At 67.5% G+C, this 12,253-nt stretch carries 12 protein-coding genes; all 12 read left to right on the top strand.

All coding sequences use genetic code 11. The annotated features are described in order from the left end of the window. Window positions 1–9 precede the first annotated feature (9 nt). The 12 genes from D7I47_RS15210 (at window position 10) to tuf (ending at window position 12,118) form a co-directional block, all read left to right on the top strand. A complete protein-coding gene (locus D7I47_RS15210; RefSeq protein WP_120761931.1) occupies window positions 10–495 on the top strand; it encodes a prepilin-type N-terminal cleavage/methylation domain-containing protein in 486 nt (161 codons plus the stop codon). 112 nt (window positions 496–607) lie between these two features. Continuing rightward, the gene (locus D7I47_RS04425; RefSeq protein ID WP_120761930.1) at window positions 608–1,294 is read left to right on the top strand and encodes a prepilin-type N-terminal cleavage/methylation domain-containing protein; all 687 of its coding nucleotides are present in this window, start codon (window positions 608–610) and stop codon (window positions 1,292–1,294) included. After that, entirely contained in the window at window positions 1,291–1,953 is a 663-nt protein-coding gene (locus tag D7I47_RS04420; protein ID WP_157981629.1) for a PulJ/GspJ family protein, read from the top strand. The genes D7I47_RS04425 and D7I47_RS04420 overlap by 4 nt, the downstream gene beginning before the upstream one ends. A 14-nt stretch (window positions 1,954–1,967) precedes the next feature. Further along, on the top strand, window positions 1,968–4,040 hold the full coding sequence (locus D7I47_RS04415; protein ID WP_120761928.1) for an RICIN domain-containing protein: 2,073 nt from the start codon (window positions 1,968–1,970) through the stop codon (window positions 4,038–4,040). Further along, window positions 4,037–4,894 (top strand): prepilin peptidase, encoded by an 858-nt coding sequence (locus tag D7I47_RS04410; protein WP_120761927.1) that lies wholly within the window; start codon window positions 4,037–4,039, stop codon window positions 4,892–4,894. Before D7I47_RS04415 ends, D7I47_RS04410 begins: the two co-directional genes overlap by 4 nt. 26 nt (window positions 4,895–4,920) lie before the next feature. Continuing rightward, entirely contained in the window at window positions 4,921–5,970 is a 1,050-nt protein-coding gene (pilM, locus tag D7I47_RS04405) for a type IV pilus assembly protein PilM (protein WP_120761926.1), read from the top strand. Next, window positions 5,967–6,707, top strand: coding sequence for a hypothetical protein (locus tag D7I47_RS04400; protein ID WP_120761925.1), 741 nt, complete (start codon window positions 5,967–5,969; stop codon window positions 6,705–6,707). The genes pilM and D7I47_RS04400 overlap by 4 nt, the downstream gene beginning before the upstream one ends. Next, window positions 6,704–7,369, top strand: coding sequence for a type IV pilus inner membrane component PilO (locus D7I47_RS04395; protein WP_120761924.1), 666 nt, complete (start codon window positions 6,704–6,706; stop codon window positions 7,367–7,369). The genes D7I47_RS04400 and D7I47_RS04395 overlap by 4 nt, the downstream gene beginning before the upstream one ends. Window positions 7,370–7,737: 368 nt before the next feature. Continuing rightward, on the top strand, window positions 7,738–8,106 hold the full coding sequence (rpsL, locus tag D7I47_RS04390; protein ID WP_120761923.1) for a 30S ribosomal protein S12: 369 nt from the start codon (window positions 7,738–7,740) through the stop codon (window positions 8,104–8,106). A 5-nt stretch (window positions 8,107–8,111) separates the two neighbouring features. Next, the gene (gene rpsG / locus D7I47_RS04385; RefSeq protein ID WP_120761922.1) at window positions 8,112–8,582 is read left to right on the top strand and encodes a 30S ribosomal protein S7; all 471 of its coding nucleotides are present in this window, start codon (window positions 8,112–8,114) and stop codon (window positions 8,580–8,582) included. Between the two features lie 84 nt (window positions 8,583–8,666). Further along, entirely contained in the window at window positions 8,667–10,781 is a 2,115-nt protein-coding gene (gene fusA / locus D7I47_RS04380; RefSeq protein ID WP_120761921.1) for an elongation factor G, read from the top strand. A 143-nt stretch (window positions 10,782–10,924) separates the two neighbouring features. Then, entirely contained in the window at window positions 10,925–12,118 is a 1,194-nt protein-coding gene (tuf, locus tag D7I47_RS04375; protein WP_120761920.1) for an elongation factor Tu, read from the top strand. The last annotated feature ends 135 nt before the right edge of the window (window positions 12,119–12,253 follow it).

Genomic DNA, 12,253 nt, shown 5'->3' with positions numbered 1-12,253 from the left:
GAAAAGCACATGACTCGCATCACCAAGGCCCTGTGGGCCAAGCGTGCGGACCTCGAGAAGAAGGAAGAGGGCTTCACCCTCATCGAGCTCCTCATCGTCGTCATCATCATCGGCATCCTCGCCGCGATCGCCATCCCGGTGTACCTGAACATCCAGCAGGGCGCCTGGAAGTCGTCGGTCGAGTCCGACCTCGGCAACGTCGCGATCTCGCTGCAGGCGGCCTCGACCCAGAACAACGGCTCCTTCGCCGGCCTCACCGTTCCCGGTGCGTCCACCGCGTCGGTCGCCGGCAAGTACGACATCACGAAGACCACCGGCGGCGCCGTGGTCGGCAGCTACACCGTGTCGCCCGGCAACACCGTCGCGATCACGATCGCCACCGACGGCTCGTACACGCTCGTCGGCTCGAACTCGAACCTGACCGGCCAGTCGATCACCTACAGCAGCGCGACCGGCGGCCTCGGCTCCTGGACGACGGGGACCGCCACGTCGTAAGCCGCGAGCTCGACTCGTGAGCGGGGTGGGGCGTCGGAGTTCCGGCGCCCCACCTCCACCCGGAGGCTCGGCCTCCGTTCTTCCATTCGGATCCGCAGGGGAGGAGGCGGTGATGAGCAGCACACACGATGCGGCACAGTCCGACCGTCCGTTCCACGGAGACGAGTCCGGCTTCACCCTCATCGAGGTGGTCGTGGCGGTCGTCATGCTCGTCGTGATCACCGCGGCGGCCCTGGCCTTCGCCATCCAGGGCCTCAAGGGCTCGCACGCCCAGGAGCGCGTCGAGATCGCGACGACCGTCGCGACCCGCGCCATGGAGGCGGTGCGCGCCTACAACATCATCGAAGACCCGAGCTCGCACAAGTCGAGCATCTACAACGGGCGAACGCAGGCCGCGGTGCAGGCCGCGTGGACCGCCAACTCGACCGTCGCGCCCGCCGTCGCAAGCACCTACGCCGAGTGGGACACCGCGATCGGTACGGGGGAGACCGAGGCGCTCCCGATCTCGCAGAACGTCGTCTTCGGCGACACCACGTACACCGTCGTGACCCTCGTCGGGAAGTGCTTCGTTCCGGCCACCGGAGACCGCACCTGCGGGCTCGCGACCGGCTACACGAACGCCCAGGGCGGCTGGAGCTCCGCCTGGACCGTGCCGAGCGGCGCGACCGAGATGATGCGCGCCACCGTGATCGTCAAGTGGACGGCGGGCGAGGCATGCGCGGCGAGCGGATGCACCTACACGATCAGCAATCTGATCGAACCGAAGAGCATCGACCTCGCGTGGAGGTCCGGATCATGAGGTGGGCACGCCTGAAGCGTGAGGAGGGGTTCTCGGTCATCGAGCTCATCGTCGCGATGCTGATCTTCACGATCTTCGCCGTCATGCTCTCGACCACGCTCATCGCCTTCACCCGCTCGACCCTCACGGCGCAGCAGACCGCGCGAACCGGTGAACAGATGGTCGTGGCCTTCGGGGCGCTCGACAGTCAGATCCGCTACGCGGAATCCATCAACTTCCCCGGGCCCGGTACCACCGCCGGCAACGTCTACGTCGAGTGGCTCACCCGCGCCGAGAGCTCACCCACGCGGCAGGACCTCTGCACCCAGTGGCGCTACGTGCCGTCGAGTGGCGTGCTCGAGTACCGCCGCTGGAACCTGGCCGACAGCACGACGGCGCCGCCGTGGACGCTCGAGGTCTCCGGGGTCGTCAACACGGGAGCCAGCGGCTACCCCTTCCAGCTCATCCCGGCGAACGACAGCCCGACCGGCACGCTCCTGCAACAGCTGGTCGTCACGATCTCCGCGGGCAACGCCAACGCGAACGCCCTCACGGGCACCCGGACGAGCTTCGTGGCGCGCAACAGCTCGTACACGAAGTCGGTGAGCAACGCCGAGACCTCCCCGGGCTCGGGCGTCAGCGCCAGCCCCGTCTGCAATCCCAGCTGGTATCGGCCCTGACCATGCGAGGACCCATGATCCGCTTCAACTCCGCCCTGCGGACCCGCCTCCGCGCAGACTCCGAGCGCGGTTCTGCGCTGCTCGGCGCGGTGCTGTTCTCGGTCATCATCGCCGGGATGGCGGTGGTGCTGCTCAGCATCATCGTGACGGCGGTCTACCCCGCGGCCCTCGCCCAGGCGCGCGGTCGCACCGTGTACAACGCGGAGGCCGGATTGCAGTCGGCGCTCGGCATCCTGCGCGCGGCGAAGGCGAGCCCGGCGACCGTCGACTCCAAGACCGGCTCGTACCTCGGCGACCGCGCGAAGCTGCCGTGCTCGATCACGGGCTACACCGACGGTGTCACGACGGGCCAGGAGAAGTACGTCGTCTCGCTGCGCTACTACCTCGACAATCCCTCCGGCAAGGACGAGGCTTGGCGCGCCTCGAACGCGTTGCCGTGTCCGCTGAGCTCGACGCAGCCCTACTTCGCACTCATCGAGGCGACCGGCTCGACGGGCGCCGTCGCATCGAGCGGCAGCGCCGGCGACCGCAAGCTCTCCGCGATCTACGAGTTCACCGTGTCGAACGAGCGCATCCTCGGCGGCCGCATCTGGACCTACGGCAGCGGCAAGTACTGCCTCGAGGCGACCGGCACCCCGCCCGCCTCGGGTGAGCCGTCGCCGACCATCAACGTCAAGTTCACCCCGGCCGCCCAGTGCACCTCGGCCAACAACGCGACACAGCTGTGGGAGTACACCACGGACTGGCGGATCAAGCTCTCGAGCACCGTGACCGAGAGCTTCGCGGGCTACTGCATCACCGCGCCGGTGGATACGACGACGACGACCGTTAGTCCCGAGACCCGCTCCACGGAATCCGACGAGTGGTACCAGACGCCGACGAACTCCAGCTACACGCCCTCGAATATCAGGCGTCAAGGGCAGACGACATCGCGCTCGTTCTCGGGCGAGCGTGCTTGGCCTGATGCATATGGGCAGATCCAGCTGTCGAGCAACTGGTACACGCTGGACTCGTCGGTGCTCTACGGGTCGCCGAGCGTCACGACGGTCAACAACGGCTACGGCCCCGGCACCCAGAAGGTGACGACGGTGACGACCTACCGCGATGGCTACAAGCGGAACTCGACGACCCGGTACATCGATCGTGTCGAGACGGTAGTCGAGAAGGTCGTCTTGGCGTCGACGGTCACGACGACGACCAAGAGCTACACGGCCGAGCTGCATCCGTGCGTCGCCACGACGACGAGCTACGGGTGGGGTCAGGTCTTCTCCTGGACGGGCAACGCGACGTGGTTCGGGCTCAGTGAGACCGGCACCCACAACACGGTGAGCTCGACCGCGTGCTTGTGGTCCGGGGTGTACTCCGCGGGTGCCGAGTCGGCGTGGACCCTGAACGCCACCGCTCGGCTCATGGTCGGCAAGCCGAGTCCCTACGAGTGCGCGAGTCAGGAGTACTGGGGCTCGTTCAATCCGGATCCGGCGGTAGGCGCCGGCCGCGCCGCGCCCGACTTCGTCGATGGCAAGGCGGTGACCCAGACCGGCCAGTTGGTGAACTTCAAGGAGTTCGGGCGCTGCGCCGACGTGACGGGGGCGAACATCAACAACGCCGACAGCGCCGCCGAGTTCAACATCGTCTACCCGTGCAAGCAGGACCCCACGGGTTCCGGGCTCGCCTGGAACCACAAGTGGAACTACACCCCGCCGTCGGTCGGCTACACGAACATCACGCCGATCTGGGTGAACAACGGCAGCAACTACTGTCTGCAGACGCCCGACCCCGCGACGAGCAACAAGTACCCGATCTGGGCGAGCTGCGGCGTCACCAACCCCAGCACGACCGTGCCGTCGAGCGCGCGCCTGAAGTGGACGCGCTATGAGTACACGGGCGTCTACTCGCGGAGCTACATCTTCGTCGACCAGTGGAACCGCTGCCTCACGGCCGACAGCACCGACACCTACATCAACGGCGGGCAGGCGTGGTCCAAGATCACCGTCGCCGCGTGCAACGGCTCCGAAGCGCAGAAGTGGAACGCTCCCGCGTACCTGACGGACGCCAGCTTCGGCGACTACCGGGAGATCACGGGATGATCGCCGTCGTCGGAGGCTTCACGGGAGCGCTGGGGTTGATCATCGGATCCTTCCTCAACGTGGTCGCGTGGCGGGTGCCCCGCGGGGAGTCCATCGTGACGCCTCCGAGCGCGTGCCCGAGCTGCGGACACGAGATCCGTGCGCGCGACAACGTGCCCGTGCTGTCGTGGCTGCTGCTCCGCGGCAGGTGCCGCGACTGCCGGGTCGCCATCTCGGCGCACTACCCGGTGATCGAACTGCTCACGGGTGCGGCCTTCGTGGCCGTCGCGCTGTGGCTCGCGCCGTCGATCCTGGGCGCCGCGGGGCTCGAGGCGGGGGCGTGGGGGGCCGCCCAACCCGCGCTGCTCGCCGGCACCGTCGTCCAGCTCGTCGCGTTCCTCTACCTCGCCGCCCTCACCGTGGTGCTGAGCGACATCGACATCGCGGTGCACCGTCTGCCGAACGCGATCGTGCTGCCGGGCTACGTGGTCGGGGCCGTGCTCCTGACCGCCGCCGCCCTTCTCATGGGTGAACCGCAGCGGTTGCTCGTCGCAGCGATCGGCATGGCGGGTTCCTTCCTCTTCTATGCGATCCCGGCCTTCCTCTATCCGGCCGGGATGGGCATGGGCGACGTCAAGCTCGCGGGCGTGCTCGGGATGTTCCTCGGCTACCTGGGTTGGGAACAGCTCGTCGTGGGCGTCGCCGCCGCGTTCGTGGTCGGCGCGGTCGCCGGGATCGCCCTCATGATCTTCCGTCGCACCGGGCGGCGGACCCCCATCCCGTTCGGCCCCTGGATGTTCGCCGGGGCGTGGATCGGGATCTTCGGAGGAGTGCCCCTGGCCTCCGGATACCTGAAGCTGGTCGGGCTCGCCTGACCGGAGAGAAATCGAGGAGACAAACTATGGCATCGACAGTCGTGGGGCTGGACTTCGGGCGCGGGGTCATCCGCGCCGCGGAGGTCCAGGGCGCTGCCACCGCCCGGCCCTCTCTGGTGAGGTACCACCAGATCCCCATTCCCGAGACCGCGGTCGACCGCGGTGACGTCGTCGACAAGGACACCGTCGCCTCCGCCCTCAAGCAACTGTGGGTGCAGGCCGGGTTCAAGACGAAGAAGGTCATCGTCGGCGTCGGCAACTCGCGCGTGCTCGTGCGCGAACTCGCCGTGCCGAAGATGCCGATGAACCGGATCCGGGAGACGCTGCCCTTCCAGGTGCAGGATGTGCTGCCGGTCCCCGTCAACGAGGCGCTGCTCGACTTCTACCCGGTCGCCGAAACCCTCGACGACGGGAAGCCCGTCATCACCGGGTTGCTCGTCGCCGCCATCAAGGAGAGCGTGCTGTCGACGGTCGAGGCTGTCGAGGCGGCGAAGCTCGAACCGGTCGATGTCGACCTCGTGCCCTTCGCGTTGCACCGCGCGCTCATGGTCGGCAACGCGGCGGAGGGTACTGCGGCGCTCGTGCACATCGGCGCCGAGACCACCATCGTGCTCATCTCCATCAACGGCGTGCCCGCCTTCGTGCGCATCATCCAGAACGGCAGCGACGACATCAACCGTGCGCTCGTCACCCGCCTCAACATGGAGCCCACGCAGGCCGAGTACATCAAGCGCCAGTTCGGGCTCTCCACCCAGGGCGCAGGCGCGGAACTGCGGCCGGCGTTCGAGGTCATCTACGAGGCGACGGGCGACCTCGTCGTCGCCATCCGCAACACCCTCAGCTTCTACCTGTCGAGCAAGCCGGGTGCCACCGTGGAGCGCATCCTGCTCTCGGGTGGGGGTTCCGCCCTCAACGGCTTCGCCACCGCCCTCGCCGACGCCACCCGGATCCCCGTGCGGGCGCCCGGGCAGGTGGAACGTCTCGCCATCGCACGATCGGTCGATCAGGATCAGCTCGCGCGAGGCATCGCAGGCCTGCCGGTCGCCGCCGGCCTCACCCTCGGGAGCAAAGCATGACCGCAACCATCAGCGAGCCGACGACGCGGGTGCGCAGCAGCGCGTCGCGTGTCGCCGTGCCGATCGGAGTCGCCCCGCGCGTCTCGCTCATGCCGCCCGAGATGGGCGAGCGCAACCGGCAGCTCGGCATCCAGCGCAGCCTGCGGTTCGCGATGCTGCTCGTGCTCGTGCTCGTGGTCGCGGGAGTCGCGGGTGCCTGGTACCTGTCGTTCACCGCAGCCAACGCGCTCGCGGCCGAGTCGCAGCGCACGCAGTTGCTGCAGGCCCAGCGCCTGCAGTACGCGGACGTCGATCAGGCCATCAACGAGGTCGCCCTTGGCGAGGCGGGCCTGCGGGTGGGTGGATCGACCGAGATCGACTGGCAGGACTACATGAACCGCGTGCAGGCATCCTTGCCTGCCGGGGTGCTGATCGCGTCCTTCAACGTCGACGCGGCCAACAGCACCACGCAGTACGGGCAGTCGACCATCCCCCTGCAGGGTGCGCGCATCGCGACGCTGCAGTTCTCGGCGCAGAGCACCACCATCCCGGAGATCCCGGACTGGTTGAACCGCCTGAGCGAGCTGCCCGGCTTCGTCGACGCCAACCCGAACACGGTCGCCGCCAACACGGACGGCACGGCCTTCACCGCGAGCATCACGATGCACATCGATGCGGCCGCCTACTCGAACCGCCTGGTCGAGAGCGCCGACGACGCAGCGGGTGCCGACACCACGACCGAGGAGGCGGGACAGTGAAGCTGGGAACCCGGGTATGGGGCGTCATCACGGTCGTCGTCGTCGTCGGACTCGTCGCCGGGGGATGGTTCCTCGGCGCCGCACCGCTGCTCGACGCGAAGACCTCCTCGGATCAGGCCCGCGCCGCGATCCTCGTGCAGAACGACCTGCTGGCCGCGCAGAACACCGCGCTCGAGGCGAAGCGGGCGGAGCTCGACGACCTCGAAAAGCGTGCGAGCGAGCTGGAGACGGCGATCCCCAGTGAGGTGGGCGGTGCGGACTTTATCCGTGATCTCAACGACCTCGCCGTGGCGACCGGGGTGTCGATCAGCTCGATCGGCATCAGCGACGGGACGCGCTACCTGCCTCCCGTCGAGGGGTCGGACGTGGAAGGGGCTCCCACCCCGCTCACCGACCCGCTCATCACGGAGGAGAACTTCGTGCTCGTGCCGGTGACCGTCACCGCGACGGGCGGCTGGAACGAGCTGCTCGCCTTCGTGCACGCGGTGCAGACGGGTCAGCGGCTCGTGCTCGTCACGGGCCTCACCTCCAGCGCCGACGCGGGCACGTACCAGTTCCAGATCAGCGGCACGATGTACGCACTGCAGCGTCCGGGTGGCCCTGCCGTCGACACCGAGGCGGATGCCGACGGTACGTCGACCGACGGGGCGGCCGCCAGCTGAGCAGCCCTTTCCGAGCTTCGCCGGGGAACCGGCGACCGCATCCCTCCGCCCCGGCGAGCCCTCCCGTCCGCCGGGGCGGAGCCTTTTGCCCGCTGCTCCGACGCCACATTGCGGCAGATTACGCGCGCGGGTATGCTTGACCGCGTGTGTGCATTCGCGCACGTTCCCCATGCCCCGAGAACAGCTCCCCTGGAGTGCGTCTCGGTGTGGGAACGCAGCGGAATCCCCACAGGGCCAGGCCCCGGCATCCGCCGGAGCTGACCCCCACGGCATATCCGCCGGCAGTCCCGCAGCCGCTTGGCTGCGGGGGCGGATTCCGGTGGATCCCACCATGAGCTGTCACCGTGCAGCGCGAACAAGGAGCAGTTTTGCCCACTATTCAGCAGTTGGTCCGCAAGGGCCGCTCGCCGAAGGTCACCAAGACCAAGGCACCCGCCCTCAAGGCGAACCCGCAGCAGCGCGGCGTGTGCACCCGTGTGTACACGACCACCCCGAAGAAGCCGAACTCGGCCCTCCGCAAGGTGGCCCGTGTGAAGCTCTCCAACGGCACCGAGGTCACCGCCTACATCCCCGGCGAGGGCCACAACCTGCAGGAGCACTCGATGGTGCTCGTCCGCGGCGGTCGTGTGAAGGACCTCCCCGGCGTGCGCTACAAGATTGTCCGTGGCGCCCTCGACACCCAGGCCGTCAAGAACCGCAAGCAGGCCCGTAGCCGCTACGGCGCGAAGAAGGGTTAAGGAAGATGCCTCGCAAGGGACCCGCGGCCAAGCGCCCCGTCGTCGCCGACCCGGTCTACTCGTCGCCGGTCGTCAGCCAGCTCGTCAACAAGATCCTCCTCGACGGCAAGAAGGACCTCGCCCAGCGCATCGTCTACGGCGCGCTCGAGGGCGTCGGCACCAAGTCCGGTCAGGATGCGGTCGTCGTGCTCAAGAAGGCGCTCGACAACGTGCGCCCCACCCTCGAGGTCAAGAGCCGCCGCGTCGGCGGTTCGACCTACCAGGTGCCGGTCGAGGTCAAGCCGCACCGCGCGAACACCCTCGCGCTGCGCTGGCTCGTGAGCTACTCGAAGTCGCGTCGCGAGAAGACGATGACCGAGCGTCTGCAGAACGAGATCCTCGACGCCTCGAACGGCCTCGGTGCCGCGGTCAAGCGCCGCGAGGACACCCACAAGATGGCCGAGTCGAACAAGGCGTTCGCCCACTACCGCTGGTAAACCTCCGGGTCGTCCGGATGCCGTAGGCTCCGCGCCGCGGCATCCGGGCCACCCGAATCACATTCCCGAAAGAAGGAACACCCCGTGGCACAAGACGTGCTCACCGACCTCACGAAGGTCCGCAACATCGGCATCATGGCGCACATCGATGCCGGCAAGACGACGACGACCGAGCGCATCCTCTTCTACACGGGCGTGAACCACAAGATCGGCGAGACGCACGACGGCGCCTCGACCACCGACTGGATGGAGCAGGAGAAGGAGCGCGGCATCACCATCACCTCCGCCGCCGTCACCTGCTTCTGGAACAAGAACCAGATCAACATCATCGACACCCCCGGACACGTGGACTTCACGGTCGAGGTCGAGCGCTCGCTGCGCATCCTCGACGGCGCGGTCGCCGTGTTCGACGGCAAGGAGGGCGTCGAGCCCCAGTCCGAGACCGTATGGCGTCAGGCCGACAAGTACAACGTGCCGCGCATCTGCTTCGTCAACAAGATGGACAAGCTCGGCGCCGACTTCTACTTCACGGTCGACACCATCATCAGCCGCCTCGGCGCCAAGCCCCTCGTGCTGCAGCTCCCGATCGGGTCCGAGTCCGACTTCGTCGGCGTCGTCGACCTCATCGAGATGCGCGCGCTCGTCTGGCCTGGCGACGCCAAGGGCGACGTGACCATGGGCGCCAAGTACGAGATCCAGGAGATCCCCGCCGACCTCCAGGCCAAGGCCGAGGAGTACCGCGCGGTGCTGCTCGAGACCGTCGCCGAGTCCGACGACGCGCTGCTCGAGAAGTACTTCGGCGGCGAGGAGCTCACGGTCGCCGAGATCAAGGGCGCCATCCGCAAGCTCACCATCGCCTCCGAGCTCTACCCGGTGCTCTGCGGCTCGGCGTTCAAGAACCGCGGCGTGCAGCCGATGCTCGACGCGGTCATCGACTTCCTGCCGTCGCCGCTCGACGTGCCGGCCGTCCAGGGCCACGACGTCAAGGACCCGGAGCTCGTGCTCGAGCGCCACGCGGATGCCGCGGAGCCGTTCTCGGCGCTCGTCTCGAAGATCGCCGTGCACCCCTTCTTCGGTCGCCTCACCTACATCCGCGTCTACTCGGGCTCGCTCGAGTCGGGTGCCGCGGTCGTGAACTCGACCAAGGGCAAGAAGGAGCGCATCGGGAAGATCTTCCAGATGCACGCCAACAAGGAGATCCCGGTGCCCTCGGTCACCGCCGGTCACATCTACGCCGTCATCGGCCTCAAGGACACCACCACCGGTGACACCCTGAGCGACGCGGCGCACCCGATCATCCTCGAGTCGATGACCTTCCCGGAGCCCGTCATCGAGGTCGCGATCGAGCCCAAGACGAAGGCCGACCAGGAGAAGCTGGGCACCGCGATCCAGAAGCTCGCCGAAGAGGACCCGACGTTCCGCACCGAGCAGAACCAGGAGACCGGTCAGACGGTCATCAAGGGCATGGGCGAGCTGCACCTCGACATCCTCGTGGACCGCATGAAGCGCGAGTTCAACGTCGAGGCGAACGTCGGCAAGCCCCAGGTGGCCTACCGCGAGACCATCCGCAAGACGGTCGAGAAGTACGACTACACCCACAAGAAGCAGACCGGTGGATCCGGCCAGTTCGCGAAGGTGCAGATCACGCTCGAGCCGCTCGAGGTGACCCCGGAGACCTCGTACGAGTTCGTGAACGCCGTCACCGGTGGTCGCGTGCCGCGCGAGTACATCCCCTCGGTCGACGCGGGCATCCAGGACGCGATGCAGGTCGGCGTGCTCGCCGGCTTCCCGACGGTGGGCGTCAAGGCGACCCTCGTCGACGGCGCGAGCCACGATGTCGACTCCTCGGAGATGGCGTTCAAGATCGCCGGCTCGATGGCCTACAAGGAGGCCGCGCGCAAGGCGAACCCCGTTCTGCTCGAGCCGCTCATGGCCGTCGAGGTGCGTACGCCCGAGGAGTACATGGGCGACGTCATCGGCGACCTGAACTCGCGTCGTGGGCAGATCCAGGCGATGGAGGATGCGACCGGCGTCAAGGTCGTGCGCGCCCTCGTCCCGCTGTCCGAGATGTTCGGCTATGTCGGCGACCTGCGCTCGAAGACCTCGGGTCGCGCGGTCTACTCGATGTCGTTCGACTCCTACTCGGAGGTCCCGAAGGCTGTGGCCGACGAGATCGTCCAGAAGAGCAAGGGCGACTAGTTCGTCCTGGGTGGTCTCCACCCGCTGGTCGAGGAGCGCCGTAGGCGCGTATCGAGACCACCCACTAAAGTAAATCGAAACCCCGCAACCGCATCCGGAAATCCATCCGGATGCCTGCAACAGAGTCCTGAGGAGGACCCCAAGTGGCTAAGGCCAAGTTCGAGCGGACCAAGCCGCACGTCAACATCGGAACGATCGGTCACGTCGACCACGGCAAGACCACGCTCACCGCGGCGATCTCGAAGGTGCTCGCCGACAAGTACCCGTCGTCGGTCAACGTCATCCGTGACTTCGCCTCGATCGACTCGGCTCCGGAGGAGCGTCAGCGCGGCATCACGATCAACATCTCGCACGTCGAGTACGAGACCCCGAAGCGCCACTACGCGCACGTCGACGCCCCCGGTCACGCCGACTACATCAAGAACATGATCACCGGTGCGGCCCAGATGGACGGCGCGATCCTCGTGGTCGCGGCGACCGACGGCCCGATGGCCCAGACGCGCGAGCACGTGCTGCTCGCCAAGCAGGTCGGCGTGCCCTACCTGCTCGTGGCCCTCAACAAGTCGGACATGGTCGACGACGAGGAGATCCTGGAGCTCGTCGAGCTCGAGGTGCGCGAGCTCCTCTCCTCGCAGGACTTCGACGGCGACAACGCCCCCGTCGTGCGCGTCTCGGGCCTCAAGGCTCTCGAGGGCGACGAGAAGTGGGTGCAGTCGGTGCTCGACCTCATGGAGGCCGTCGACGAGAACATCCCCGACCCGGTGCGCGACAAGGACAAGCCGTTCCTCATGCCCATCGAGGACGTCTTCACCATCACCGGTCGTGGAACGGTCGTCACCGGTCGCGCCGAGCGTGGCACCCTCGCCATCAACTCCGAGGTCGAGATCGTCGGCATCCGCCCGACGCAGAAGACCACGGTCACCGGTATCGAGATGTTCCACAAGCAGCTCGACGAGGCCTGGGCCGGCGAGAACTGTGGTCTGCTCCTCCGCGGCACCAAGCGTGAGGACGTCGAGCGCGGTCAGGTCGTCGTGAAGCCGGGTTCGGTCACCCCTCACACCAACTTCGAGGGCACCGCGTACATCCTCTCCAAGGACGAGGGTGGCCGTCACAACCCGTTCTACGCGAACTACCGTCCGCAGTTCTACTTCCGCACCACCGACGTCACCGGCGTCATCACGCTGCCCGAGGGCACCGAGATGGTCATGCCCGGCGACACCACCGACATGACGGTCGAGCTCATCCAGCCGATCGCCATGGAGGAGGGCCTCGGCTTCGCCATCCGTGAGGGTGGCCGCACCGTGGGCGCCGGCAAGGTCACCAAGATCATCAAGTAACGTCCGTTACTGATCGCGAGGGGCCCGGATCCGTTGGATCCGGGCCCCTTTCGCGTGTACCCCCATAGACAGCCAGTTCTATGGTCCGTTCGGGGGCTCCGTACCCCGCGCGTCTCCTCAATAGGCTGGGTGGGT

The sequence above is a fragment of the Protaetiibacter intestinalis genome (assembly GCF_003627075.1).
In the GTDB taxonomy this organism is placed as follows: domain Bacteria; phylum Actinomycetota; class Actinomycetes; order Actinomycetales; family Microbacteriaceae; genus Homoserinibacter; species Homoserinibacter intestinalis.
This window is presented reverse-complemented; position numbering and strand designations above follow the sequence as displayed.

Excerpts from the sequence above, each read along its gene's own strand:
- D7I47_RS15210 (WP_120761931.1), top strand. The coding sequence starts at position 10 with ATGACTCGCATCACCAAGGCCCTGTGGGCCAAGCGTGCGGACCTCGAG.
- D7I47_RS04425 (WP_120761930.1), top strand. The coding sequence starts at position 608 with ATGAGCAGCACACACGATGCGGCACAGTCCGACCGTCCGTTCCACGGA.
- D7I47_RS04420 (WP_157981629.1), top strand. The coding sequence starts at position 1,291 with ATGAGGTGGGCACGCCTGAAGCGTGAGGAGGGGTTCTCGGTCATCGAG.
- D7I47_RS04415 (WP_120761928.1), top strand. The coding sequence starts at position 1,968 with ATGATCCGCTTCAACTCCGCCCTGCGGACCCGCCTCCGCGCAGACTCC.
- D7I47_RS04410 (WP_120761927.1), top strand. The coding sequence starts at position 4,037 with ATGATCGCCGTCGTCGGAGGCTTCACGGGAGCGCTGGGGTTGATCATC.
- pilM (WP_120761926.1), top strand. The coding sequence starts at position 4,921 with ATGGCATCGACAGTCGTGGGGCTGGACTTCGGGCGCGGGGTCATCCGC.
- D7I47_RS04400 (WP_120761925.1), top strand. The coding sequence starts at position 5,967 with ATGACCGCAACCATCAGCGAGCCGACGACGCGGGTGCGCAGCAGCGCG.
- rpsG (WP_120761922.1), top strand. The coding sequence starts at position 8,112 with ATGCCTCGCAAGGGACCCGCGGCCAAGCGCCCCGTCGTCGCCGACCCG.